31 protein-coding genes and 3 pseudogenes are annotated in these 25400 nt (G+C 50.2%); 9 read left to right on the top strand and 25 right to left on the bottom strand.

Annotated elements, in window-relative coordinates; all coding sequences use genetic code 11:
* Positions 1-40: 40 nt before the first annotated feature.
* The 6 genes from MKQ70_RS01875 to MKQ70_RS01850 form a co-directional block, all read right to left on the bottom strand.
* Complete coding sequence (locus MKQ70_RS01875) at positions 41-1759, bottom strand: DNA translocase FtsK 4TM domain-containing protein (protein ID WP_248067036.1); 1719 nt, start codon at positions 1757-1759, stop codon at positions 41-43.
* Between the two features lie 44 nt (positions 1760-1803).
* On the bottom strand, positions 1804-2043 hold the full coding sequence (locus MKQ70_RS01870; protein WP_248067034.1) for a hypothetical protein: 240 nt from the start codon (positions 2041-2043) through the stop codon (positions 1804-1806).
* Positions 2007-3200, bottom strand: coding sequence for an alpha/beta fold hydrolase (locus MKQ70_RS01865; RefSeq protein WP_248067031.1), 1194 nt, complete (start codon positions 3198-3200; stop codon positions 2007-2009). Before MKQ70_RS01865 ends, MKQ70_RS01870 begins: the two co-directional genes overlap by 37 nt.
* A gap of 3 nt (positions 3201-3203) precedes the next feature.
* A complete protein-coding gene (locus MKQ70_RS01860; RefSeq protein WP_248067029.1) occupies positions 3204-3590 on the bottom strand; it encodes a DUF423 domain-containing protein in 387 nt (128 codons plus the stop codon).
* Complete coding sequence (locus MKQ70_RS01855) at positions 3583-4020, bottom strand: shikimate kinase (protein WP_248067026.1); 438 nt, start codon at positions 4018-4020, stop codon at positions 3583-3585. Before MKQ70_RS01855 ends, MKQ70_RS01860 begins: the two co-directional genes overlap by 8 nt.
* Before the next feature lie 104 nt (positions 4021-4124).
* A complete protein-coding gene (locus tag MKQ70_RS01850) occupies positions 4125-4742 on the bottom strand; it encodes a 4'-phosphopantetheinyl transferase family protein (RefSeq protein WP_248067023.1) in 618 nt (205 codons plus the stop codon).
* Positions 4743-4920: 178 nt separating this feature from the next.
* On the opposite strand from MKQ70_RS01850, the pseudogene MKQ70_RS41910 reads away from it, so the two are divergent.
* Positions 4921-5073, top strand: a pseudogene (locus tag MKQ70_RS41910) (dCTP deaminase domain-containing protein); the annotation flags it as partial.
* Positions 5074-5183: 110 nt separating this feature from the next.
* Positions 5184-5318: a hypothetical protein gene (locus MKQ70_RS37395; protein WP_282456174.1), complete on the top strand. Its 135-nt coding sequence runs from the start codon at positions 5184-5186 to the stop codon at positions 5316-5318.
* Between the two features lie 74 nt (positions 5319-5392).
* Here MKQ70_RS37395 and MKQ70_RS40915 read toward each other — a convergent pair whose 3' ends face one another.
* From MKQ70_RS40915 to MKQ70_RS01820, 6 genes are all read right to left on the bottom strand, one after another.
* Positions 5393-6244 (bottom strand): TlpA disulfide reductase family protein, encoded by an 852-nt coding sequence (locus MKQ70_RS40915; protein WP_248067017.1) that lies wholly within the window; start codon positions 6242-6244, stop codon positions 5393-5395.
* A gap of 92 nt (positions 6245-6336) precedes the next feature.
* The gene (locus tag MKQ70_RS01835; protein ID WP_248067014.1) at positions 6337-6645 is read right to left on the bottom strand and encodes a hypothetical protein; all 309 of its coding nucleotides are present in this window, start codon (positions 6643-6645) and stop codon (positions 6337-6339) included.
* 281 nt (positions 6646-6926) lie between these two features.
* A complete protein-coding gene (locus MKQ70_RS37385; protein WP_282456173.1) occupies positions 6927-7061 on the bottom strand; it encodes a hypothetical protein in 135 nt (44 codons plus the stop codon).
* A 2-nt stretch (positions 7062-7063) separates the two neighbouring features.
* Complete coding sequence (gene plsX, locus MKQ70_RS01830) at positions 7064-7852, bottom strand: phosphate acyltransferase PlsX (protein WP_248080936.1); 789 nt, start codon at positions 7850-7852, stop codon at positions 7064-7066.
* Positions 7853-7918: 66 nt separating this feature from the next.
* Positions 7919-8116, bottom strand: a complete 198-nt coding sequence (gene rpmF / locus MKQ70_RS01825) for a 50S ribosomal protein L32 (protein WP_244841622.1) — start codon at positions 8114-8116, stop codon at positions 7919-7921.
* Positions 8117-8157: 41 nt separating this feature from the next.
* Positions 8158-8685, bottom strand: a complete 528-nt coding sequence (locus tag MKQ70_RS01820) for a YceD family protein (RefSeq protein WP_248067011.1) — start codon at positions 8683-8685, stop codon at positions 8158-8160.
* Between the two features lie 224 nt (positions 8686-8909).
* Here MKQ70_RS01820 and MKQ70_RS01815 point away from each other — a divergent pair, with 224 nt between their 5' ends.
* Genes MKQ70_RS01815 through MKQ70_RS01800 form a run of 4 tightly spaced genes read left to right on the top strand, consistent with a single transcriptional unit; the run spans position 8910 to position 11330 of the window.
* A complete protein-coding gene (locus MKQ70_RS01815; protein WP_248067008.1) occupies positions 8910-9200 on the top strand; it encodes a hypothetical protein in 291 nt (96 codons plus the stop codon).
* On the top strand, positions 9122-9619 hold the full coding sequence (locus tag MKQ70_RS01810; protein WP_248067006.1) for a PAS domain-containing protein: 498 nt from the start codon (positions 9122-9124) through the stop codon (positions 9617-9619). Before MKQ70_RS01815 ends, MKQ70_RS01810 begins: the two co-directional genes overlap by 79 nt.
* Positions 9610-10578 carry a PAS domain-containing sensor histidine kinase gene (locus MKQ70_RS01805; protein ID WP_248067003.1) on the top strand — a complete coding sequence of 323 codons (969 nt, stop codon included), beginning with the start codon at positions 9610-9612 and terminating at the stop codon, positions 10576-10578. The genes MKQ70_RS01810 and MKQ70_RS01805 overlap by 10 nt, the downstream gene beginning before the upstream one ends.
* Positions 10575-11330, top strand: a complete 756-nt coding sequence (locus MKQ70_RS01800) for a response regulator (RefSeq protein ID WP_248067000.1) — start codon at positions 10575-10577, stop codon at positions 11328-11330. Before MKQ70_RS01805 ends, MKQ70_RS01800 begins: the two co-directional genes overlap by 4 nt.
* 11 nt (positions 11331-11341) lie before the next feature.
* On the opposite strand, the gene MKQ70_RS01795 is transcribed toward MKQ70_RS01800, so the two are convergent.
* A complete protein-coding gene (locus MKQ70_RS01795) occupies positions 11342-12220 on the bottom strand; it encodes a fructosamine kinase family protein (RefSeq protein ID WP_248066997.1) in 879 nt (292 codons plus the stop codon).
* Positions 12221-12355: 135 nt separating this feature from the next.
* Here MKQ70_RS01795 and MKQ70_RS01790 point away from each other — a divergent pair, with 135 nt between their 5' ends.
* The gene (locus MKQ70_RS01790; RefSeq protein WP_308198904.1) at positions 12356-13303 is read left to right on the top strand and encodes a DUF3810 domain-containing protein; all 948 of its coding nucleotides are present in this window, start codon (positions 12356-12358) and stop codon (positions 13301-13303) included.
* Here the strand turns inward: MKQ70_RS01790 and MKQ70_RS01785 are convergent.
* The gene (locus MKQ70_RS01785; protein ID WP_248066991.1) at positions 13300-14145 is read right to left on the bottom strand and encodes an arginase; all 846 of its coding nucleotides are present in this window, start codon (positions 14143-14145) and stop codon (positions 13300-13302) included. The genes MKQ70_RS01790 and MKQ70_RS01785 overlap by 4 nt on opposite strands.
* A gap of 171 nt (positions 14146-14316) precedes the next feature.
* Positions 14317-15456, bottom strand: a complete 1140-nt coding sequence (locus MKQ70_RS01780; protein ID WP_248066988.1) for an acyl-CoA dehydrogenase — start codon at positions 15454-15456, stop codon at positions 14317-14319.
* Between the two features lie 173 nt (positions 15457-15629).
* On the opposite strand from MKQ70_RS01780, the gene MKQ70_RS01775 reads away from it, so the two are divergent.
* Positions 15630-16307, top strand: coding sequence for a YggS family pyridoxal phosphate-dependent enzyme (locus MKQ70_RS01775; protein ID WP_248066986.1), 678 nt, complete (start codon positions 15630-15632; stop codon positions 16305-16307).
* Between the two features lie 37 nt (positions 16308-16344).
* On the opposite strand, the gene MKQ70_RS41905 is transcribed toward MKQ70_RS01775, so the two are convergent.
* The 7 genes and pseudogenes from MKQ70_RS41905 to MKQ70_RS40905 all read right to left on the bottom strand — a co-directional run.
* Complete coding sequence (locus tag MKQ70_RS41905; RefSeq protein WP_372489924.1) at positions 16345-16449, bottom strand: hypothetical protein; 105 nt, start codon at positions 16447-16449, stop codon at positions 16345-16347.
* A gap of 59 nt (positions 16450-16508) precedes the next feature.
* Positions 16509-17000: pseudogene (locus MKQ70_RS41900) on the bottom strand (sensor histidine kinase); the annotation flags it as partial.
* A 755-nt stretch (positions 17001-17755) separates the two neighbouring features.
* A complete protein-coding gene (locus MKQ70_RS01765) occupies positions 17756-18754 on the bottom strand; it encodes a hypothetical protein (RefSeq protein ID WP_248066980.1) in 999 nt (332 codons plus the stop codon).
* Positions 18755-18893: 139 nt separating this feature from the next.
* Positions 18894-19901: a hypothetical protein gene (locus MKQ70_RS01760; protein WP_248066977.1), complete on the bottom strand. Its 1008-nt coding sequence runs from the start codon at positions 19899-19901 to the stop codon at positions 18894-18896.
* Complete coding sequence (locus tag MKQ70_RS01755; protein WP_248066974.1) at positions 19868-20089, bottom strand: hypothetical protein; 222 nt, start codon at positions 20087-20089, stop codon at positions 19868-19870. Before MKQ70_RS01755 ends, MKQ70_RS01760 begins: the two co-directional genes overlap by 34 nt.
* A 3-nt stretch (positions 20090-20092) precedes the next feature.
* Positions 20093-20611, bottom strand: a complete 519-nt coding sequence (mazG, locus tag MKQ70_RS01750) for a nucleoside triphosphate pyrophosphohydrolase (RefSeq protein ID WP_248080933.1) — start codon at positions 20609-20611, stop codon at positions 20093-20095.
* Between the two features lie 12 nt (positions 20612-20623).
* Positions 20624-20820, bottom strand: a pseudogene (locus MKQ70_RS40905) (MazG nucleotide pyrophosphohydrolase domain-containing protein); the annotation flags it as partial.
* Between the two features lie 279 nt (positions 20821-21099).
* On the opposite strand from MKQ70_RS40905, the gene MKQ70_RS01740 reads away from it, so the two are divergent.
* On the top strand, positions 21100-23370 hold the full coding sequence (locus MKQ70_RS01740) for a Tex family protein (RefSeq protein WP_248066971.1): 2271 nt from the start codon (positions 21100-21102) through the stop codon (positions 23368-23370).
* A gap of 46 nt (positions 23371-23416) precedes the next feature.
* Here the strand turns inward: MKQ70_RS01740 and MKQ70_RS01735 are convergent, their stop codons facing one another.
* From MKQ70_RS01735 to MKQ70_RS01725, 3 genes are read right to left on the bottom strand one after another with little or no spacing between them, the layout of a single operon-like run.
* Positions 23417-23944 (bottom strand): Ivy family c-type lysozyme inhibitor, encoded by a 528-nt coding sequence (locus MKQ70_RS01735; protein ID WP_248066968.1) that lies wholly within the window; start codon positions 23942-23944, stop codon positions 23417-23419.
* A 12-nt stretch (positions 23945-23956) separates the two neighbouring features.
* On the bottom strand, positions 23957-24589 hold the full coding sequence (gene can, locus MKQ70_RS01730; protein ID WP_248066965.1) for a carbonate dehydratase: 633 nt from the start codon (positions 24587-24589) through the stop codon (positions 23957-23959).
* A 30-nt stretch (positions 24590-24619) separates the two neighbouring features.
* Positions 24620-25399 (bottom strand): enoyl-CoA hydratase-related protein, encoded by a 780-nt coding sequence (locus MKQ70_RS01725; protein WP_248066960.1) that lies wholly within the window; start codon positions 25397-25399, stop codon positions 24620-24622.
* Between the last annotated feature and the right edge of the window lies 1 nt (position 25400).

Genomic DNA, 25400 nt, shown 5'->3' with positions numbered 1-25400 from the left:
AGAGAAAGCTCCACCTTTTTGGGGTCTACCAGTACAAACTTCAGCTGGGAAGGATGTTTTTATACAGCAGCGATACCAGCAGGGTATTGATACCCACTGATTTACCCTGACCGGTAGCACCCGCCATCAACAGGTGGGGCATTTTGGCCAGGTCGGCGATAAAGTTCTCGTTATCGATCTTTTTCCCGATGGCCACCGGCAGGTCCATATTACTGTTCATGAACTTCTCCGACGCCAGCATATTGCGCAGCGACACAATGCTCTTCTTCACATTCGGCACCTCGATACCGATGGTACCTTTACCCGGAATAGGCGCAATGATACGGATGCCCAAGGCCGATAAGCTCAGTGCAATATCGTCCTCCAGGTTCTTAATGCGCGAAATACGCACACCGGCCGCCGGTACGATCTCGTACAGGGTTACTGTAGGACCCACTGTAGCGCTGATCTTCTGGATCTGGATATCATAGTTCTTGAGCGTGTCGATGATCTGGTTCTTGTTCTTTTCCAGTTCGCTCGCATCCTGTACAATCTTATCTGAACCATGGCTCTCCAGCATTTCCAGCGTGGGATATCTATAATCGCGGAGGTCCAGTGTAGGTTCATACGGATCGGCGGTTACGTGTTCGCGCACGGGCAATGGGCCCTGGTGTACGTCGTCGTCTTCCGCTACATTTTCCTCTACCGGCGGTTTGATCTCGAATGCTACTTCGCCTGCCGTTTTAGGGCGGCGGCTTACCGGCTGTTCGGGAACTTCCAGCTCGGCCGGTTTCGTAACCTCCGTCATATCAAACGGCGGCTCATCGTCTTCTACCAGTTCCAGCAGCGGCTCTTCTACCGGTGGCGGAATTACCGGCGGAATGTAGGTGATGTGTGGCGCCTTCACAGCAGGGTCTTCGCGCTCTACCAGCTGCAGCGAGGGATCAAAGTCTTCTTCTGTTACTGGCGGAATCACGGTTACACCACTCTCCTCTTTCAGCCCATTACCGCGGAAGGTAGCCGTCATTGGCTCCAGGGTAGGATCTTCCTTCGGTTCCACTTCCTCATCAATATGTAAAACGGGACCTGTTTCTGCTACTCTTGCAGGTTTAACAGGCGGCTGTTTTTTCTTTTCTGGTATTTTGAAATCGATATTAAACTTCCAGATTACCCAGCTTAAACCGGCTACCAGTAACAGCAGGCCCATACCGGCCTTGCCAACGAAACCGCTGGTCCACTTGTTAAGCGCGGTACCGGTAGCGCCGCCCCACGGGAACGATGCTTTACCGGAAATAAACGCCAGCGTGGTGCTGATGAAGATCAACCCGAATAAAATATACTTGATGTTGCGCCATACGCGGAATACGCGGCGGCCAACAATGTAGTTCACCCCTAAAATGAAAAAGAAATAACAGAACAGGTACGATGCCAGTCCAAATCCCTTGTAAAAAAACCAATGCGATACAAAGGCGCCGAGGCGGCCCAGCAGGTTGTCTACTTCCACATCGTTGCTGAACAAAATGCGGGCGGAATATCTGAACACTTTGTCCTGGTCTTCCTGCCAGGAAAAGAGATAAGAGGTAAACGCAATGAAGCAATAAAGAGATAACAACAGCAGGGTTACACCCAATACTTTATGGGTGCGTTCATCCTTTACCAGTTCCTTCACTTTCACTTCCGGCTCTTTGTCCGGCTTCAGCACATCGGGGTCGGCTGGCTTGGCCTGCGGCTTTTTGCTATCCGCCTTTTTCTTTTCGGTTTTCAATTTGTTTCCTGCCATAATATGGTACCAAAATTAACTATTGCCGGGCATACGGCGCTTTTTTATTTCTGCAGCCCGGTGCGTTGTTGTATCCACTTCGTCATGATATCCAGCACTTCAGGCGATATGGTTTGCTCCAGCTGTCCGTATTCACTTACGGAACAATTTTTACACTGCTGGAACAGGTGGTTCAGTCCGGGTAAAGCCGTTGCGGTCAGGTCTTTGCTGCCTGCCTTTTTCCAGCCTTCAATATTCTCTTTTGCACTTACCTGCACATCCCTGTCGCCGTTGATGGCCAACACTGCGCATTTAATTTTAGGCAGGTATAACGCGGGATTATAACGCACGAGCGACAACATTCCCGGGGCCGTAAAGCTGCCACCGACGTAAACGTGTAAGCCGGCTTTTCCATGCCCTGTCGCGCGGCCACAGGTATTACATCGTACAGGCGGTGAATGAGCGGCACCATTTTACGGCGCAACGTATCCAGCTGCTTTTCGCTGGCCATCAATTGCAGTAAACGTGTATTTTCTATGGTTATTTTGTTAAGCGTACTATCTGGCAGTCCAGCTGCACGGTTCAACGCAGTGTTCTGTAATCGTCCATTTTCCACGCCACTAATGGCGGGGCCGGCCATAGACACGATAAAAGCAAGCGACTTATCATTCGCCGCCAGCATCTGCACTACGATGCCGCCTTCGCTATGTCCCAGTGCGCCTACCTTTGCTTTATCCACATCGGCGCGTTGCTGCAGCCACGTAATACCTGCCGCCGCATCGCGTGCAAAAGCATCGATATCGGCTTTGGCATAGTTGCCGGTAGACTTCCCGAAACCGCGATCATCGTACCGCAACACGGCAATGCCATGGCGTGTAAAATAATCGGCGATCACCCAAAACGGTTTATGTCCGAATAATTCTTCGTTGCGGTTCTGCGCGCCCGAGCCCGTAATCAGCAGTACTGCCGGGAACTTACCGGCGCCACGCGGCTTGGTGAACGTACCGGCAAGCGTTACCGAGTCTTTGCTATTCGTAAAAGTCACTTGTTCCGATTCGTAATCAAATGGCGGCTTCGGTTCCTGCGGACGTTTTTCCTCCACCTTCTCTATCTTTTGCTGAGAAAAATCAAGCTGAAAATCGCGGCCTGCCTGGGTAAAGAAGCCTTTGAACGTGGCGGCGGAATCAACCCAAACACCTTTATAGCGCAGGGCGAGCGTGCGTACTTCAAACTCCAGCGTATCGCCGTTGTGCTTTAGCACGTTCATCGGGAACTCCTGTTTGGTCTGGTCAGGCGATTTAAACACACCGAAAAGTGTGCCTCCATTGTCGGTAACAGTAATCACCGCACGGGCATTCAGGAAAACACCGTACCAGTCGCCCACAATACTGCGCTGTTGCGCGTTTGCAGACATCGAACCAAATAAAACAACCAGGATGAAAACGAAGCGGGTTACGCGCATAATTTACTTTTTGATGAATGCCAGCAGCATGCAGATCCAGCCGGCGATGAAAAACAGGCCGCCGAAAGGAGTAATAATGCCAAACTTATTCAATCCCACGGTTTCGGTGGCTTTGAAAATAGTCAGCAGGTACAGTGATCCGGAGAACAACAGTATCCCGAACAGGAAACAGCGGCCGGCCCAGGTCATGAGCGGACCGGGATAGTTCGCGTACAGTATGCCGATGGCCAGCAGGCCAAATACATGGTAAAATTGATAAGTAACGCCTGTCTGGAATGTGCTCACCGTTTCGGGCGGCACCAGTTCCTTCAGCTTATGTGCGCCAAACGCGCCGAATGCTACCGCCAGTGCACCTAACAGCGCGGCCCAGGTCAAAAAGGTCTTATGCATCTTTCAAATATTTATCGAATACTTCTAACGAAACTTCATCGTTCTCAATAATAATCCTGGCCTGCTCGTACACCGGCGTGCGCGCGGTAAGGCGCTTTTCCACGAAGGCGACCAGTTCCTCATCGCTCAGGTCCTTCAACAGCGGGCGTTTCTCCCGTTTACGCTGCAGGCGCTCTACCATCACTTCCACTGTAGGGTTCAGCCACACGGTAATGCCCTGCTCGTTCATAAACGGCATGTTCTCGTGGAAGCAGGGCGTACCGCCGCCGCAGGAAATCACGAACTTGTCCTGTTCCGCCACGAGCTCACGCAGGGCCTCTTTTTCCATCTGGCGAAAAGCATCTTCTCCTTTAGCGGCGAAAATGTCGCTTACAGACATGCCCTCCCGTTCGATGATCACTTCGTCGAGGTCAAAAAGGGAAGTCCCCAATGCTCGGCGAGTTGTTTGCCCCAATATGTTTTGCCGGCTCCCATGAAGCCTAAAAGGAATACTCTCAAGTTGAACAGTTTTTTTCAGTCGTACAATGACATATATCATTCCACCACCCAGGCCAGGCACATCTCGCCGTCCATGAGGTAATGCAAATATAAGCGTGCGTTTTTATCCGGCTTCATAAAATCGCAGGTGAGCATACCGGTTTGCATAAACGGAAAAGGCTGCAGCTGCATATGTTCGCGAAAGTCTACGCTGCCCAGCCCGTACCATTTGTACACGGCCTCTTTGGCAGACCAGCATACGGTTTTGTGCGACAACGCCCGCACCGGGTCTATGAACGCCACTTCCCGGGGCGATAAAAACTTATGCGACACCTTCTCAATTTTCGGTTGTGCCAGTTCAATATCTATGCCTACCGCGCCTTTGCGGCTAACGATCGCCGCCGCGTAATCCCCGCAGTGCGATATCGAAAAATGATAGCTGTTATCGGGCAAATAGGGCTTGCGGCGATCGGTAACACGGATATCCTTGACCGGGAAAGCAGGAAACAGCTCCAGCAGCAGGTAACGACCGGCAAAGTGCTGCAACCGCTTGTGGGACTGATGAATCTCGGGTTCAATGGCCACGCGCTGGCGGAAAAACGGCTCTTCTTCACTAATTTTCCACACGCCCAGCTTTGTATCGTCATCTATTTGTATCGTACGTATTATTGGCATATCTTGCCGCATTAATTAGGCATCAAAAGTAATAGAAAAACATGATTTTGTCGGATAAGCGCATCCTGGAGGAAATTGAAAAGGGTACGATCGTCATATCGCCGTATGACCGGAAATTCCTCGGTACCAACTCTTATGACGTGCATTTGGGTAAACACCGGCCACGTACAGGGACCGCGTGCTGGATGCCCGTAAACACAACGAGATCGATCATTTCGAAATCCCTGAGGAGGGCTTCGTACTGCAACCCAATACGCTCTACCTGGGTGTAACGGCCGAGTACACCGAAACCCACTCGCACGTACCGTTCCTCGAAGGAAAAAGCAGCACCGGCCGCCTGGGTATCGATATCCACGCCACTGCCGGTAAAGGCGACGTTGGGTTCTGCAATACCGGACGCTGGAAATCTCCTGCGCCCAACCGGTACGCATCTACGCGGGCATGCCGATCGGTCAGCTCATTTACTTCGTGGTGGAAGGCGACATCGAAACGTTTTACAACAAAAAAGGCAATGCCAAATACAACGGCCGCACCATTAAACCGGTGGAGAGCATGATGTGGAAAAACGAGTTTTAATCCACTGTATGCGGCACAAACATAAAGGAGAAAGGTCTTACGGCCTTTCTCCTTTTTTATAGTTGGATATGCTATTATGCTTTGGGCGACTCCGGCTTTTCGGCCAGCAGCTCGGCTACCAGGCGGTTAAAATTCTGCTTGAACGCCTCATAATGTTCACCTGTACCCGGACCGGTAAACCCGGTATGCACTTCCCTTGCCCTGCCCTGTTTATCTACGAAAATAGTGGTCGGGAAACCCTTAAGGGGCGTGAGCTGCGGCAGGGTCTTTTCTGTCCGCTGCGGATCCGAAGGGGTTACGCCGGTAAGCAGCACGGGATACGTTACATCAAATCGTTTAATAAAGCTAAGCGCGCCCCTTTTCGACTTTTCCGGATCGGGCGTACGCTCATAGGCCAGGGCTATAATTTCCACGCCACGGCCCTTATTCTTCCTGTACCACTCGCTCAGGTACGCGGTTTCGTCCATGCAATTGGGGCACCAGGAACCGGAGATCTGCACGATCACGACCTTATTGCGGAACTGCTCATCGCGGATCGAGACCTCATTGCCATTCACGTCCGGGAAGCGGAAATCGAGCACGGCGGAATCGGGTTTTACGGTGGTGAGCGACTTCTCGTCGGGCAGTTTCGCCCCTTCATCCTTACGTGCCGTAAAGTGTTCCAGGCCTTTGATGCCGGCGTAAAATACCCCGTTGTTGATACTGGAATCGCCCACTAATGCGGTAAAGAGGTAAGCATGGGAGCCGTCGAATGTGGAGAGTTTCAGCGTATCGCCGGTGATCACGCCTTCGAGAAAGCGGTAATCTCCCGTGCTGGTGAGGAAAGTGCCGGTAACCCGGCTGCCTTGCTGGGCAAACTCGCCAATGGCATAGGAGCTGTCGTTTCCTTCGGGAGCGGTGAACCAGGTGGACCAACGGCCTTGCACCGACTTCGTGGTCGCCTGTGGTGCTGCAAAGCGGTCGGCAACACCGGGTGTGGCAATAAAGCCGATAGACTGATCTTCACTGGCCAGGTGCCTTATCCACCGGCCCTGCAGGCTGCCATCGGGCTGCAGGACTGTCCTGAACTCGGAATCGAAAAAGGCATTTTTATGAAGATGGAGTCGCCCTGCTGCGTAATCTCGTCGACCAGCAAACGCTCCGCCGCGTTGCGGATATAAAGAATTTTCTTACCTGCACTGTCTTTCACGTCAAAATTAAACACGATGTCGCCGCCGTCTGCCCGTTGCAGGCGTGCCTGCCAGGGACCGTTTTGCAAGGTAGCACCATTCGGTTTGCATGACCAGAGGCCCGCGGAGAGCAGGGCCAACATTAGGATCTTTCTCATCCTGTAAAATTAGGAAAAAACAGGGAATACCCTACAAGACATATAGACTACCACTACCTGAATATAGTATCAGAACAGCCACTTTACCGGTTGGATGGTTCAGTGATGGTTACGTGTAGGTTCAGCGTAGGTTCCGTACCCTTGCTACGACGATGACGCTCACATAAAAAGGCCCAAAATTCACCTCAAACCGATACTATCTGAACATAGCGAACACATAAAAAAAAACCGCCCCGGCAATGCCGGAGCGATCGAATAATTTTATTGGAAGGAAAGATTCCTTATTTCACGGTTACAAAGCTCTCCCTGATCTTGTCCATCAATTTGCTGTCGATCATTTGCTGAGCGAGGAGGATCATATTTTTGAACGCCGGGCCCTCAGAAATACCATGACCAATGATCACCGGTTCGTTCACGCCTAAGATGGGGTGCCACCGTAGCCTTCGAAATCGAACTTATCGATGTACTCGTCTTTGATATTCCTCCTTTTGGTGATTCCATAGAAGGATTCCGCCAATTTGAGGATCACGTTTCCGGTAAAGCCTTCGCATACAATAACGTCGGCTTTATCTTCAAACAGGTCGCGACCTTCTACATTACCAACGAAGTTAAGCTGTGTACTTTCTTTCAAAAGCGGGTATGTGGCCTGTGCCAGCAGGTTTCCTTTTCCTTCTTCCTCTCCAACGTTCAACAGGCCGATGCGCGGTGAATCAATTTTGAGGATGTGCTGGGAATAGAGGGAACCGAGGACAGCGAACTGCAGCAGGTTTTCCGGCTTACAGTCGGCGTTGATACCCACGTCCAGCAACAAACCATTATTACCGCTTTCGCGGGGCAGAATGGTCGAAATTGTGGGACGCTGAATGCCTTCGATGGTTTTAACGGTATAAAGTGCGCCTACCATCATTGCACCGGTATTACCGGCACTGATAAAAGCGTCGATCTTCTTGTTATGAAGAAGGTAAAAGCCGATAGCGATGGAAGATTGCTGCTTTTCCTTGAGCGCTTTGGTAGGGTGTTCATTCATCCCAATGACTTGAGATGAATGAACAACTGAATATCGTGATTGGTCCAGACCCGCATCAGATAACAAGGGTGACAAGACTTGCTCATCACCAATGAGTACCAGGTGCGCGTCAGAGGCAACGGTCTCTAAAAATAACTTTACTCCTTTTACTGCTTCAACGGGGGCAAAGTCGCCACCCATCATATCAAGCCCGATTCTCATGTATAATTTGTCTGTTAGCTCGGGTGTAAAAATAGTAAAATATTATTATTTAGTAGCGGCTGCCTGTTTTTCCAGTACAACTTTACCTCTGTAGTACAGTTTATTCTCTACCCAGTGTGCACGGTGCCTCAGGTGAACCTCGCCAGTAGCGCTGTCTGTGCTAAGCGTATCAGCGAAAGCCTTGTAGTGCGTTCTTCTCTTAGCTGATCTTTGCTGGGAGTGTCTGCGTTTCGGATTTGGCATCTTATTTAATTTTTAATTTGTCCTTTGTTTATTAATTGTCTTTAAATTTTTCCAATCCTTTCCAGATCGGGTTTGCCTTTTGCTGTTCCCCGGTCGTTCATCTTCGCTAGCATTTCCAGTACCTTTGGATCGCAACCGCTTTTTCCTTCGGCGTCATCCGGGTGGATGCGCTGCATCGGAATGCTCAGGTTGATGAACTCATAAATCAGGTTCGCCACATTGTAATGTGATTCGGTCTTGTTAATATATGTAACCTCCGGATCATCATTTCCCTCCAGCTCGGTAGGATTTTCCACGAGTTTTACCACGTGTTCGAAATCATCCCACAACTGGAGTTCAAAGGGCTGCCCACAACGGTCGCAAGTAACTGTAACTGAACCACCTATCTCAAACTTCAACATAAAAAAGTTACTTTTCTTATCGAATTGTAACTTTACCGTTGCTTTACAGTTGGTAAAATCCTGCGGACCATAGTTTTCAAAGAAACTATCCGTAATTTGGTACTGAAACGTATGAACTCCGGGCTTCAGTCCTACAAAGGCAATATCGAATTCGCGGAGCTGTTTCATAACAAAATCCTCACTTTAAGAGGGATGCAAAGGTATACAAATATTTGCAAAAGCAAAAATTTCCTAACTTTGTTGATTGTCTACGTGATTTATATAAGAAAATATACAAAAATATCAGATATTTACAACGAGTAAGTTGCGAGCAACCCGACGACCCGTGGACACGGAGATAAATTATTGGTATTTCTTATGAAATCCGCAATAACCCCTATCCCGAAAAACATATGACGCAGAAAGCCAGAATAGACCGAGCCGCGGACATCCGCACCTCCCCGATCACCCGGGAAGCGCTACCGGCTATCTTTTCCCTGCCGCTTTCCACCTTCCTCCGCAATACCAATGCCGGTGTACTGGTATCAGACGAACGCCACCATTTCATCTGGGTAAACGAAGTATTCTCCGCTTACTTCGGGACAGTCCGTTTAATGAGCGGCAGATGGACATGCCGTTCGAAGAGCTGGTTACCTACCTGGCGGAATATACACTCGATCCGGCCGCTTTTATTTCCCGCATGAAGGAAATGCAGTACCGCGAAAAACCGCTGTTCGGCTGGGAACTGGTATTTGTGACAGGCCACATCCGCGAAGTAAGCTACGTTCCTATTTTCGACGATAATACTTTCCGCGGCGCCATCTGGCAGGTAGTGGATGTGACCAAACACCGCCAATGGCAGGAAGAAGTGAAACGTACCGACGAAAAGTACCGCGTGATCCTCGATAACCTGAATGCCGCCTTCTGCGAAACGGACATCAACGGCAACATCACCCGGGTATTCGACAATATGCTGCGCCTCACCGGTTACACCCGCGATGAGGTGATCGGCCGGAATATTACAGAACTGTTCGTACCGAACGAGGCCGACCGGCAAAAGCCCGCAGCCTGCGCAAATACCGCATCGATTCCAACCTGCCTATTTTGTACGATATGGAGGTAACGTTAAAAGACGGCACCCGCAAATGGGTGGTGGCCAGCTCCGCCAACCTGTACGACCGGGAAGGCAAAACCGTGGGCGGCGTGCATATCCAGATGGATATTACCGACCACAAAAAGCTGCAAAAGGAACTCGAAAAAGCGAAACAGGATGCCGAAGAAGCCCAGCGGGCGCAAAAGGAATTCCTGGCCAACATGAGCCACGAAATCCGCACCCCGCTCAACGCCATCATCGGCATGACGCATCTGCTCGACGAAACAAATCTGACAGAAGATCAAAAGGAGTATATTAAGATACTGAAGCACTCGTCCAACATCCTGCACGGCCTCATCACCGACATCCTGGACCTCTCCAAGATAGAAGCCGGCAAGCTGGAAGTGCATCAGCGCGAATTCGACCTGAGCAAACTGGTGGATTCCATGAAACACTCGTTCCAGTTAAAACTGGCCAAACGGCCTATTATGCTGACCGTTCAGTTCGACAAACGGCTGAACACCCTGCTGATGGGCGACGATATGATCCTGAACCAGATTTTAATGAACCTGCTCGGCAATGCCGAAAAGTTCACCCGCGAAGGCGAAATAGCACTCTCTGTAGAGCTGGAGAGCATGCAGGGTAACACCATGTGGCTGAAGTTTATGGTTTGCGACACCGGCATCGGCATCGAAAAAGATAAGCTGGAGCTGGTTTTCCAGGACTACAAACAGGCAGAGAAAGGCATCAGCGAGAAGTATGGCGGCACCGGGCTGGGACTGGCCATCGCCAAACAACTCGTGGAATTGCAGGGAGGAAGGATCAGTGTGGTAGACGAACCGGTGTACCGTACGTGCTTTTGTTTTAACTTGCCATTTGTTGATACGAGAAAACCGGTACGCCCAGAATGCCAGAAAAACCTGATCATAAATATTCGAATATCGACTTCGGTCATGCCAAGGTATTGGTGGTGGAGGACAATCCTATGAACCTCAAGTACATCATCAGCCTGCTGGATAAATACCATGTTAATTACCAGCTGGCCACCAACGGGCACGACGCGTTGTACTTTCTCAACAACAGGCATTACGACCTGGTGCTGATGGATATCCGTATACCCGGCATCGATGGTTTTGAGCTGGCAGAAAAGATCCGTGAAGATGAACAAAAACCAAACGTAGCCACCCCGGTAATCGCGACTACGGCAGCCGCGATGCCCAGCACCGTCGCAAAAGCACGGCAAATCGGCATTACCGACATCCTGACGAAACCTTACACACCTGACCAATTACTACAGGTGCTTAATAAATATCTGAACGAAGACGAAACTGAAATTATAATGGAAGTACAAAACATCAGTGGCTACGAGTTCCATTCAGGACTGGACGTGAAGTACCTCAATACGCTATATGAAAGCAATATCAGTTACGCGGTAGATCTTTTCGAGATCTTTGTAAACAACATCCGCGAGGAAATGCGCAAACTGAATGTGATCGCCGAAACCAAAGACCTGGAGCAGTTGCGTTTCCAGGTGCACAAAATCAAACCTAACTTTTCCATGGTCGGACTTACCTGGGTAACGTCCAAAATGGAAACGCTGGAAGGTTTGTTACGTCATAACAATAACCTGGACCAGGTGCCTGGTTTGTTACAGGAGGTGATTACGGAGGTAGATAACTTCTTCCCGGTAGTGGAGAATGAACTGCGGAAAATGCAGGAGTTCATTAAAGCGCACGAATAACCCGTTTCCTCCTAAAATCCCTGCAGGATTTCCCGGATATCGTTGTAGTAACTGCCGCCGAAAAGCACGAGGTGTACCAGTAGTGGATACAGCTGGCAGAGGCCTATGCGCTGCTGCCAACCCGGTGCCAGCGGCATAATGGCCTGGTAGGTATAATAAAAACGGGTATCGAAACCTCCGAACAAACGCGTCATCGCCAGGTCCATTTCCCGGTGGCCGTAATACACGGCCGGATCAAAAATACAGGCCTTCCCGTTAGCCCCTATCATGAAATTGCCCGACCATAAATCGCCGTGCAATAACGCGGGCTTTTCTTCCGGGAACAACTCCGGCAGCTTTTTACACAAACGTTCTATCTGCTCTTTATCTGCCGTCGTCAGCGCCTGCTGATCGTACGCCATGCGCATCAGTGGCAGCAAACGGTTAAAGGCGTAAAACACCGCCCAATTGTTATAAGGTGTATTATATTGTTTAATAGATCCGATATAGTTGGCTTCACGATGCCCGAAAAAGGGCTGGCTTTGCTGGTGCATGCGCGCCACCGAAGCTGCGAACGACTCCCAGAAATCCGGCGATGCCACCCCCTTCTGCACAAACTCTGTGATAAGAAACGCGCGGCCGGCAGCTTCACCGGTACATACCGGGCGTGGCACCGCAATTACCTGCGACTCACGCAACAACTGAAGGCCATCGTACTCCCGCGCAAACAGCTGCGGATAACGACGCGCATCATTCAGTTTAAGGAACCAGTTGCCCTCGTTGGCCTGGATGCGGTAAGTTTCATTTATGTCGCCGCCATGTATCCTTTCTGACTGATTAATCTGTATTTTCACTTTTAATTGCGCGGAAAGGGCTGCAGCTAATTCTTTTTGTAAAACTTCGTCGATCATGTTTGATAGTAACTTGGATACCGGCACCAGGATTAGGAATAGGATCATTCAAATTGCGCTCACGGTACTTTTTATCGTACTGTTCAAAGTAATACTGACAGTGGACGCCGGATTAGCCGGGCTCTATTTTCACAGGTGGTACTTCTTCATAAGCAAATTGCTCAGGACCGCCCTCGGCCAGATTCCATTCAGTATAGGCGATGTACTATACATTACCTGGTGCTAACGCTGATTTATTTTTTTGTAAAACTAATATATACACTTTTAAGAAAGGGAAAAACCGCGCTATTGATGGTTTTACGGGGAATTAACACGCTACTGAGCATTTACTTCGCTTTCCTGGTGCTCTGGGGCGGCAATTATCACCGTAAATCACTGGCCGGCGATATTTCACTGAACGTACCCGAAAAGTACTCCCGTGCAGACCTCTACCTGCTCAGCGACACGCTCCTGCACCTCGTTAACCGCGATGCGGCTGCAGTTGACAGCCTGCCGGCCCTTACCACGCAACAAATGTTCGACACGGCCACGCACAGCTACCTCGGCGCAGAAAAACGCTGGCCGGTGCTCCAATACAAATACGCTTCTATAAAACCGATGATATTTGGCAGGTGGATGAATTACATAGGCGTTACGGGCTACCTCAATCCGTTTACGAACGAGGCCCAGGTAAATACTACGGTCCCCGCTTTCGTACAGCCGTTTACGACCTGTCATGAAATTGCCCACCAGCTGGGCTATGCGCCCGAAGAAGACGCCAATTTCGTTGGTTACCTGGTGGCTGCAGGATCTACAGACATCCGTTTCCGTTATGCGGCAAATTTCGAGATGTTCGTGTACAGCATCCGCCACCTCTCCCGCCGCGATCCTTCACTGACCCGCATTATCTGGCAAAAAACGGATCCGCGGGTGCGCATGCATTACAACAACCTGATGGCCTTTTACGATCAGTTCCGGGGCCCGGTGGGCGATTATTCCACCGTGGTGTACGATCAGTATCTTAAGGCAAACCACCAGGAAAAAGGCATCCGCAGTTACAGCGAAGTAGTAGGCTGGCTGCTCGCCTACTTCTCCAAAACCTAGTTCATTAACAGCACATTCACGCTACGCTGCAGAATATCGAAGGCTATTTCGGCCATGAGGTTCTCACGGTCCAGGGTGGGATTTACTTCTGTGATCTCGAAACAGCAGATTTTACGGTGCTGCATGAATTTGGAGATAAGGTCCTGCGCCTCGCGCTCGCGCAACCCATTGCTCACCGGTGTGCCAGTGCCGCGGGAAATAGAGGCATCCGGGCTGTCCACATCGAACGATACATACACATGCTCGCAGTCGCTCAGATAGCGGAATACCGAGCGGGCCACGGCTTCTGGGCCTTTACGGCGTACTTCGTTGGTAGATATCACCTTCATCCCATACTTTTTAATGAGATGTTCTTCTTCCTTTTCGTAGTCGCGGAGCGAAATGAATACAATATCCTCGGGCAGCACCTTGGGAGCTATTTTGCCTAAGTTTTTAAGTTGATTCCAGAGCCGCGTGGTATTATCGTCCAGCTCGTGCACTTTACAATCGAGATTATCCTCCGCGATGGCCGTGGCAATGGGCATGCCGTGCATGTTACCCGAGGGGGTGGTATACGGCGTGTGAAGGTCTGCATGCGCATCAATCCATATCACGCCCAACTTCGCTTTGGGCCTGGCCAGCTTCAAACCGGCAATGGTGGCGCCGGCTGTGCTGTGGTCGCCGGAAAGCACTACGGGAAACCAGTTGGCTTTCACGGTTTCGTATACACTTTTGCTGATCTTTTCGTACATGCTCAGCGTACCCTTGATACGTTTAGCAAACGGCGATTCGATCGGTTCGAACAAAAGCTTGTTCTCTGTTTCTATTTCTTCGGAAGGGAAATGCACGAAGAAGTTACTCATGAAGTCGAGCGCCGCGATCTTGATCGCGTCTACCCCAGACTGGCGCCGCGGGTGCCGGCGCCGATCTCTGATTTCACTTCTATTATCTTAATATTCTTCATAATATAATGGCAATCTACGCCAATTAGCTGACACTAATGTGCATGCAACATTATCAGTATGCTAACAGGCTTAACTCAATATCGACCGGGCAATCACAATGCGCTGTACCTCGGAGGTACCTTCATAGATCTGGGTGATCTTGGCATCGCGCATCAGCCTTTCTACATGATATTCCTTTACATAACCGTAACCACCATGCACCTGCACCGCTTCCGTGGTTACCCACATAGCCGTTTCGGAAGCGAACACTTTAGCCATGGAGCCGGCCAGTGTATAATCTTCATGCTGGTCTTTCAGCCATGCCGCTTTCAGGCACAGTAAACGGGCGCATTCAATTTTGGTAGCCATATCGGCCAGTTTGAACTGGATGGCCTGGTGCTGGCTGATCTCTTTACCAAAAGCCTTTCTCTCTTTTGAATATTTAAGAGCCAGTTCGTACGCGCCGCTCGCAATACCCAATGCCTGGGAAGCAATGCCAATGCGGCCTCCACCCAGTGTTTTCATGGCAAACTTAAACCCGAAACCATCATCGCCGATACGGTTCGCTTTCGGCACTTTCACATCCTGGAACATGATGCTGTGCGTATCACTGCCACGGATGCCAAGCTTATTTTCTTTAGCACCAACAGTTACGCCGGGCCAGTTCTTTTCCACGATAAAAGCGTTGATGCCTTTGCTGCCCAGCTCCGGATGCGTTTGCGCGATCACGAGGTAAGTGCTGGCGGAGTTACCGTTGGTAATCCAGTTTTTGGTGCCGTTCAGTATATAATGATCGCCATCCTCTAAAGCGGTGGTACGCTGTGAAGTGGCGTCCGACCCGGCTTCTGGCTCGCTGAGCAGGAATGCGCCGATCACCTCTCCTTTTGCCAGCGGCACCAGGTATTGTTGTTTCTGTTCTTCGGTGCCGAAGGTTTCCAGTCCCCAGCAAACGAGCGAGTTATTGACGCTCATCACCACCGAGGCAGAGGCATCTATCTTTGAGATTTCTTCCATGGCCAGCACATAGGAAATAGTATCCATACCGGAACCGCCATATTTAGGGTCCACCATCATACCCAGGAAACCAAGTTCACCCAGTTTTTTTATCTGTTCTGCCGGAAACTGCTGCTGCTCATCTCGTTCTATCACACCGGGTAAAAGTTCACTTACAGCGAAGTCACGCGCTGCTTTTTGTATCATCAAATGTTCTTCAGTCAATTGAAAATTCATACCGTAAAATGTTTTATAGCGGGGATTATGGTGTTTACAAACCTATTTATAAAAGTGCACCTAAAAAAATGGCCGCATTAAAATTCAATCTTATCCATTATTCTTTGAGAATTGTTGAATGAAACGATAGCGCTGAGGTACAAATACAGCAATTCCTTTATTTTTGCGGTACTATGGCAGTCAATTTACCCGCATATGAACGTATTACCAGCGAGCTGCAAGCATATGGCGCACGCCTGGTGGCAGTTTCCAAGATAAAGCCGGCATCGGATATTATGGCCTTGTATAAAGCCGGGCAGCGCATCTTTGGCGAGAATTATGTACAGGAGCTGCTCGAAAAACAGGGCCAGCTGCCCGCCGACATTCAATGGCATTTCATCGGCCACCTGCAATCCAACAAGGTGAAATACATTGCCCCGTTTGTGAGCATGATTCACGGCGTCGATAGTACGAAACTGTTGCAGGAAATCAGCAAACAAGGCATCAGGGCACAACGGCAGATCGACTGCCTGTTACAGCTACACATCGCGGAAGAAGAAACCAAGTTCGGCCTCGATGAAACAGAACTCAACAGCCTGCTGGCCGACTATACCGCCGCGCCCGGCAAGTTTGCCGGGGTAAGGGTTTGCGGTTTTATGGGCATGGCCACCAATACGGACGACGTGGCGCAGGTCAGCAAAGAGTTTCATCAGCTGAAAGCATTATTCGATAAGGTAAAAGCTGATTATTTTCCTTCGGAAGATGCATTCCGCGAACTGTCTATTGGTATGAGCGGTGATTATAAAGTGGCGCTGGAAGCTGGGGGAACGTTGGTGAGGATTGGCAGCATGTTGTTCGGGGCAAGGTTCTAAGATATTAAGAAGCCGGACGAGTCACCGTCCGGCTTTTTTATTCTTCGATTAAAGGTAACCTTACAAAGAAAGTAGTCCCCACATTCACCTCCGTTTCAAACCAGATTTCTCCCCTCGCCTGCTCCACGATATTCTTACACATTGCAAGTCCAAGACCCGTACCGGAAGATTTCGTGGTAAATTGGGCACGAATATTTTCGGGCGCACATCAGGCGGGATACCGTGGCCGTTGTCGGTCACGCTTACTGTTACATAGCCCGCCCGCGACGCCTCCAGATTAATATGAATACGCCCGTCCTGCTTACCTTCCGGCATGGCCTGTATCGCATTTTGCAACAGGTTCGTAAACAGGCGGTTCATCTGGGTTTTATCCGCAAAAATCGTGTACTGCCGCTCCGGCTGATCATATATAATCTCAGTACCCGGATGCCCCTGGTAAAGGCCTGTAAGGGAGTACAGCAGCTCGTTGAGCGACATTTCCTCGCTGTTCGACTGACCTATATGTGCAAACGCCGAGAAGTCGGATGCAATGTTGGACAGGTGCTCTATTTGCTCTACCAGCGTACTGGCCACGTTCTGCGATAGCACCTTCACATTCGGCGAATCGTTGGCGATGGCCCGTTGCAGGTATTGAATGCTTAGCTTCATCGGCGTCAGCGGGTTCTTGATTTCGTGGGCCACCTGCCGCGCCATTTCCCGCCACGCTCCTTCGCGTTCGCTTTTGGCCAGCTTGGCAGCGCTCACTTCCAGCTTACGCACCATCTTATTGTACTCTCTGACAAGCAACCCAATTTCATCGTCCTTTTCCCACACGATCTCCTCGTTATGCTGCCCCAGGTTAATGCTTCGCAGCCTGTCGGTTACCAGCGAAAAAGAGCGGGTGATCGTGTTGGTGATGAACAAGGCGAGCAGGCCCGCAATCAATAATATCAGGGCATTAAAATTGATCAGCGCTACCAGGAAGTTCGATATCTGGTTATTCAGTTCCGTTTCCGTGGTAAAGGACGGCACGTTGAGATAGGCCATTACACTCGCTCCATCGCGAATGGGAATGTAGCCGGACAGGTAGTTCATCTTACCGATCTTCTCACTTTGAATGAACTGGATCTTATTTAACCGCGTCAGCTGGAAATAAGCAACGGGATTGATCTTCGCGGCGGCCAGTCCCTTTTCGCTCAACAAGGGCTGCGTAGTGAAGCGCAGGTTGCCGTCGCGGTCGTACAGGTTCAGGTCTACATCGTGGTTTTCAGCCAGCTTATTAACGGAACGTGACAGCGAATCATAAATCATCTCCATCTCATCAAACTCCAGCCGGTGTTGAAATACCTGCTGCAGGTCGTGCGCCACGGCATTGATCTTTTTGCTCAGGCGTTCGGCATTCTCCGTTTGATAACGGTTAATGAAAAACAGGATCGTCGTTACCCCTAATATGATAAAAGCGAATACCACTACGAAGATAATGGTGCCCTGCACTTTTTGCGGATATTGATGTTCAGCAACCCTTTCATGGCGCCCCAGCGCATGCGGGCTTTGATGAGCAGGTCGAATACAGCGTAAAGGGCGATGATAATGAGGAACAGGCAGAACATGTAGGCGAACAGCGTCATGAACTCCACGAAGCTGCGGTCCTTTTTTACGATGATCACCAGCTTCTCGGCGGTGGGCCGGTAATACATTTTCGAGTAGCCGCCCTCCTCCACGAAGGCAACGTTGTCTGCCAGTTTAGGTATGTCGTGGTTGTATAACCGTATCGGGAACGGATAATCGTTGTTGTTGGTGACCAGTACGTTTTTATCGTACACGGCGTAGGAATACAGCGCGCTGATATCATTCTCCCCGGTTTTGCTGCCTTCCACGAGCAGGCTGGGGAACGGGCGTTCGGGCTGGGCGACCAGCGGCGTGAGCACAAAACGAATATAACCTACCAACATGGAGTCTTCGCGGATCTCGCGGGTACCGATGTAACTGTAGTCATTGAAGCTGCGCTCCTCGTAATACAGGTTCTTATCGGCGATCAGCGGCTTCTCCGTCCGGGACTTGAAACTGTCGAACTCGTCGATGGTTTCGGCGTTGTCGTTGAACAACGGCGTGCCGTACTGGTCAAAGGTATAGAGGTCTATTTTATAATTATTGTACGAGCCGGTGAAGTATTTCTGATCCAGCTGCGCTTTTAAATCATCCTTGGCCAGGCGGGTCCTGTACTTGAAAAACGCCTGTACCATAGCATCTTTCGCCAGCTTCTCATTTACATCTTTCAGGAATGATTCCAGTGCCACGTCTTTTCGCTTGGATAACCTTTCGGCCACCTTCGCGCGGTATTCCAGCTCCTTCTGGTTGTTATGGTACACCAGTACGGCGGAAGTGGTCACGGTCATCACGAGCATCCAGAACAGGAAGGGAACAGACGATGGCGTGTCTTCGAAACGCAGGGCCAGTAAATCGAGCACAATCACGTAGGCCAGAAGCCAGTCATAAAGGCCACATCGTACACACTTTCGTCCTGGTAAATATTATAAGCAAGCCATAACAGTCCAACGATAGCAAGGAACAGGTATTTGCTGCGGTAGTTAAAGTCGGTGAGCTGGTTCAGTAAATAGTTGATGATTTGCGAGAAAAAAGGAAACTGATCGCAATGAAACCCAGGACGATAGAGCCTATTACACTGTATTCATCGAGACCGAATACATTCGTCACATCAAAAGATATCTGCGAATCCTTTACCAGCGATTCTACCAGGTCGGAATAAAACTGGCCGACGAGGAACATCACTAATCCGGACAAACTGATAACAGCCCACAACTGCCAGGTTTTCCTGAGCACCGGCGGTTTGATAGTTCGCACGTGTTCGCGGAAGAAAAGGATGAGCCAGAAAGTGAGCAATACGTTCAGCAACAGGTCGCCCAGCGAACGGAACACATCATCGCGCGCATAGATCGTGGCATCGAACAGTTGCAGTGTGCGGAGGTTGATGGGGAAATTATACAGGTACGTAAACCCGCGCCCGATGATCACCACGAACAACAGGAACAGGAACCCCCAGATGGGACTGAATTTCCGTGCGAGTAACGTCGCAAACTGGTTAATGAAGATGAGCATGCAGATGCAGCCGATGCACCAAAGGGCAATACTGATCCAGTTTGGCGGGTACCCGCCACCGCTCAGGTCATGGTATAAATAAAAGAGAATGCGCCCGGTATCGTAACTAACGACCGGTTTCCCCGGGCCGCTGGAATGGATCGAATACTCATCGCTGATGGCGGGCTTCTTGTAAAAACCGTTTACCAGGTAATCATTTTCGATCTGGTATTGCATTTTAATAGGAATCAATCCCACTAAATACTGCTCCGGGAATACCTGGCGGCACATCATCACATAATCGCCGTTGTTCAGCTTTACGTAATAACTGCCGGGCCGCGGGTCAAGGGGGAGGTCCAGCGGTTTCACCATATTGGTGCTCCAGAAGGTTTCCCAGGAATCACCACCGCGGTTGTCGTAAGTAAAAACAAAATAGTTTTTCCCATAGAGTTTTTCAAGCTCCTCTTCCGTGTAACTGCGGTCCATCAGCCGGCGTACGAGCTGCGTATCGGCCGCCATGCGGTCGAATGCGCGCTGCCCGCATTGATGCTGCTCTGCAACGTTTGCCGCACGCCGTCTTCCGACGAGTAATAAGACCAGAAGTTGGCGAACAGGAACGAGAATGTCAACAGCCATGCGGCAATGATTAACAAGTAACCATTGCGCAGGAAGAACAACCGTATTTCTTTAAATTCTATCCGGGCCAAAGTTTATAAAGCTCCTTTTTCTATTTTTTTGATATCGTTCCAGAGGTGATCCATTTGCTCAAGTGACAGATCGCTGAGGCTCTCACCACGCTGCGCCGCCATTTCTTCCATTTGCTGAAAACGGCGGATGAACTTTTTATTCGTGCGTTCCAGTGCATTTTCCGCATCTATCTTTAAAAAGCGGCTGTAGTTCACAAGGGAAAACAGCACATCGCCAAATTCTTCTTCAATATGTTCAGGGGTGGTAGCGGCTTTCAGCTCCTGCATTTCTTCGTTTACCTTATCAAGTACCTGTTCGGTGGTATCCCATTCAAACCCCACTTGTTTGGCCTTTTCCTGCAGCCGCATCGCTTTCACCAGGGCCGGCAGGGAGCCGGGTACACCGCTGAGGACCGATTTCTTTCCTTCTTTCAGTTTGAGTTTTTCCCAGTTCTGCTTCACCTGCTCTTCATTTTCTACCTTTACATCACCATAAATATGCGGATGCCGGGAAATCAGCTTTTCACAGATGCCATTGATCACATCATCTATGGTAAACTGGTTTTGTTCGGCGCCTATTTTGGCATAAAAACGATATGGAGCAGCAGGTCGCCCAGCTCTTCGCGGATAGCTTTCCAGTCGGTATCGGTAATGGCGTCGGTCAGTTCGTACAGCTCCTCGATGGTTTGCTGCCGCAGGCTCTGAAGCGTTTGTTTGCGGTCCCAGGGGCATTTCTCCCGGAGATCGTCCATAATAGCCAGTAAGCTACTGAAGGTATGTTTATTTTCCATTCAAACGTTGTTAGGAACAGCCGGCAAAATACAAAGTATTTGTGCCCCGAAGTAAAAAGATGGCAAATAGGTTGATAATGTGTGTCTTACAGCAAATTTCGGGCCTTAATGTATATGCAAAAAACTGTTAATTTCTTTTTCTTGGCGGATAAGCCAATTTAATTAGCTTTGCGGCCCGGAGCGAAATGCCTCAGCGGCGTTTCCATCCCCTAAAAAAAAGAATAAATTATTGATATTATTATGAATGCGAAACACATTGACCTGATTTCCTCCGAACTGGGAATTGCGAAGAAGCAGGCAGAGAATACCATGAACCTGCTGGCCGAAGGCTCTACCGTGCCCTTCATCAGCCGTTACCGTAAAGAGGTGACTGGTAGCCTCGATGAGGTACAGATCGCGAAAATCGAAGACCTGCAGAAACGCTACAAGGAAGTGGACGAACGTCGCGCCTTCATCATCAAGACGATCACAGAGCAGGAGAAAATGACGCCGGAGCTCCCGGAAAAACTGGAGGCTTCCTGGGTGCTGACCGAGCTGGAAGACATGTACCTGCCCTACAAACCCAAACGTAAAACCCGCGCGATGGCCGCCATCGAAAAGGGACTGGAGCCACTGGCCAATCTTATTATGGACCAGCAGGAACCCGGCGCCCTCGACGAAATCATCAAGGGGTACCTGAACGAACAGGTGCTCACGGGCGACGATGCACTGAAAGGTGCGCGCGACATCATCGCGGAGCGCATGAACGAAAATGCCGAGCTGCGTGATAAAATGCGTAAACTCTTTAACAACACCTCCAAATTCGCGGCTAAAGTGATTGAAGGTAAAGAAGAGGAAGGCGTGAAGTACAAAGACTATTTCGACTTTAACGAAGATATTACCACCATCCCCTCCCACCGTGTACTGGCCATCCTGCGCGGCGAAGCGGAAGGTTTCCTGTACGGCACCATTGCCCCGGTAGAGGAAGATGCGATCGACATCATCTCCGATCAGTTCATCACGAAAAGAAATACGCCTTCCGGCGAGCAAATGCTCAAAGCCGGTACAGACGCCTACAAACGCCTGCTGCGCCCATCGCTGGAAAACGAATTCCGCGCCCAGGCAAAAGAACGCGCCGACGCGGAAGCGATCGAAGTATTCGCGGAAAATCTGCGACAGCTGCTGCTGGCGGCGCCGCTGGGTCCTAAAGCGGTCATCGCGATCGACCCCGGTTACCGTACCGGCTGTAAAATTGTAGCACTGGACAACCAGGGTAACATGCTCGACAACGACGTTATTTATCCCCTGGAAAAAAATTACAAACGCGACGATGCGGAACACCTGCTGAAAAAGTGGGTAGACCGCTACGATACGGCTGCCATCGCAGTAGGTAACGGTACCGCAGGCCGCGAAACCGAAGAATTCGTGAAAAAGATCGACTTCGGTAAAAAGGTAATCGTGTTCATGGTGAACGAAAGCGGCGCCTCCGTGTACTCCGCTTCCGAGGTAGCCCGTGAAGAATTCCCCGATCACGACGTAACGGTACGTGGTGCTGTATCCATCGGCCGCAGGCTGATCGATCCGCTGGCGGAACTGGTGAAAATAGATCCGAAAGCCATTGGTGTTGGTCAATACCAGCACGATGTGAACCAGAGCCACCTGAAACAGAGCCTGGACCGCGTGGTGATCAGCTGCGTGAACAACGTGGGCGTAAACCTGAATACTGCTTCCAAACACCTGCTGGCATACGTTTCCGGTCTTGGCCCTTCTCTGGCGGAAAACATCGTTAAATACCGTAAGGAGAACGGCGCTTTCAAAAACCGTAAAGAGCTGAAAAAAGTAACCCGTTTGGGCGATAAAGCGTTCGAACAGTGTGCGGGCTTCCTGCGCATTGAGAACGGCGACAACCCGCTGGACAACTCCGCGGTGCATCCCGAACGCTACGAGGTAATCGAAGCAATGGCTGCCAAACAGCACTGCACGGTACAGGAATTGATCGGCCAGACCGACCTGCGTAAGAAAATCAACCCGAAAGAATATATCACCGAAGAAGTGGGCCTCCTCACGATCGAAGACATCATGAAAGAGCTGGAAAAACCCAGCCGCGACCCGCGTGATGAAATCGCGATCTTCGAATATGCCGAAGGCATCAAATCCATGGAAGACGTGAAACCCGGCATGCAACTGCCTGGCGTGGTAACGAACATTACGGCTTTTGGCGCGTTCGTGGACATAGGAGTGAAACAAGATGGCCTGGTGCACATCTCCCACCTGTCGAACCGCTTTATCAGCAACCCCAGCGAAGCCGTGAAACTGAACCAGAAAGTGATGGTAACGGTGCTGGAAATAGATGTTCACCGCAAACGCATTTCTTTGTCGATGAAAGATAATGAACCGGCGCAAGGCGGCGGTCAGCGCAGGGACAACAATAACAACAACCGTAACAACAATAACAACAAGCAGCCTAAAAAAGAGGCGCCGTTAAACGACTTCCAGGCCAAATTGCTGGCACTGAAAAAGAAGTTTGATTAAGGTTTAAAGAAAACGCCGGAGCATTGAACTCCGGCGTTTTCTTTTACTATTCGTTAAACTTTGCTTTCCACTTCACCAGGCTCACCGGATACGCGGTATCGCCTTTCTCCGAGAACAGGTGCACCTGTTTGCGAATGGCAATCCCCGCGTACAGCACATCTTTTTTCATATCGATCACCAGTGCAGATTCCTCCTCGGAACAATCGTGCGGCCGGCAACCTTCCGAGTACAGCTGTGCGTTTTCCACCGCAATGGGCGGCGTGGTTTTATGACGCTCCAGGAACGGTTTGAACTGATCGCCTAACAGGGCTTTTAATCGGGCTTTTAATGGCTCCTGGTCAAACAGCTTTACATCGTGTGCATATTTGCCGTTAAAGCGCTCAAAAACCGTCCAGGAAGGCATCGCAACGGCAATGATGCTGGTGTCCGTAGCCTGGATCATGGTATCCGTGTTCACCATCACCACCGAATCGGGGCGGCGTTTGGCGGGCTTTCCTTTTGTGTTGCTATTTTTACAGGATATGCATATTATACTACCCTGCAACAACACTGCTACGATGAGCCATTTCTTCATAAGCGATAGTTTTTACTCCATGTCGTATTCGTATATCGGATCAATATGGGTACCCGGCGCCATATGGAACACGGGATTAATGAGACCATCTTTAAGACCATATACCCAGCCATGCAGGTGCGGCCGCTGATCGCGGTGCCAGGCCTCCTGGATGGTGTTTGATTTCGCTAGGTTCATCACCTGCTCCACCACGTTCAGTTCCACCAGGCGGTCGGTACGGCCTTCCTCCGTGGGGATGGCGTCCAGCTCATCGCGGTGAAAACGGTAAACGTCCTTGATATGCTTCAGCCAGCGGTTAATAATACCATAGTTTTTATTGGTAAGCGCGGCTTTCACACCACCACAACCATAGTGGCCTACCACCAGTACGTGTTCTACTTTCAACACGTTCACCGCATACTCGATCACCGTGATCAGGTTTAAATCCGTATGCACCACCATGTTGGCCACATTGCGGTGTACGAATATCTCGCCGGGCTGGGTATTGGTGATTTCATTGGCGGGCACGCGACTGTCGGAACAGCCGATCCACAGGAACTTTGGCGCCTGTTGTTCGGAAAGGTGTTTGAAAAAGTCTGGATCTGTCTTCACTTTTTCACTGGCCCACACTTTGTTGTTTTCCAGTAAGGTTTCGAATGGGTTCATAGTCAGTATCTGATTTTTATATGTTGATGGTTATCTCCCTTTAAACACCGGGGCCCGTTTTTCCACAAAAGCCTGCATGCCTTCCTTCTGATCTTCGGCGGCAAACAGCAGGTAAAAATTCTTCCGCTCAAAGTGCAAACCTTCTTCCAATGTGGTATCGAACGACTTCAACACCGCTTCTTTCGCCATTTTAACGGCGAGCGGACTTAATGCAGCGATTTCCGAGGCCAGTTTAATGGCTTCCTGCAAATATAGTTCAACCGGCACTACTTTGTTAATGAGTCCTGCATCCAATGCTTCCTGCGCGGTAATAAAACGGCCCGTAAGCACCATTTCCATTGCCCTTGCCTTGCCGATGGCGCGGGTAAGCCGTTGTGTGCCGCCTGCGCCGGGCATTACGCCAATTTTAATTTCCGGCTGACCGAACCGCGCGGTTTCGCTGGCCACGATCATATCGCAGAGCATAGTGAGCTCACAACCGCCGCCCAGCGCAAATCCGCTGACAGCGGCAATCATCGGCTTCTTGATTTTTTTGATAGCGTCCCAGGTACTGAACTGGTCTGTTATAAACATATCGATGGCGCTTTTGTTCGCCATCTCCCGGATGTCTGCACCCGCCGCAAACGCTTTGTCGTTACCGCTCAGCACGATCGCGCGAATGTCATCGTCCGCATCCAGCGCTTTGAGTGCATCGCGCAACTCGCCCATCAGTTGCAGGTTCAGGGCATTCAGTTCATTGGGCCTGTTAAGGCGGATGTGCGCAACGTGGGGCGCAACGTTTTGGTGTACTGTAATGAATTGGGGAAGCATA

Origin of the sequence: Chitinophaga sedimenti (assembly GCF_023156195.1) — a bacterium.
GTDB lineage: Bacteria > Bacteroidota > Bacteroidia > Chitinophagales > Chitinophagaceae > Chitinophaga > Chitinophaga sedimenti.
Note: the sequence above shows the minus strand (reverse complement) of the source record. Positions and strands in the feature narration are given on the sequence as shown.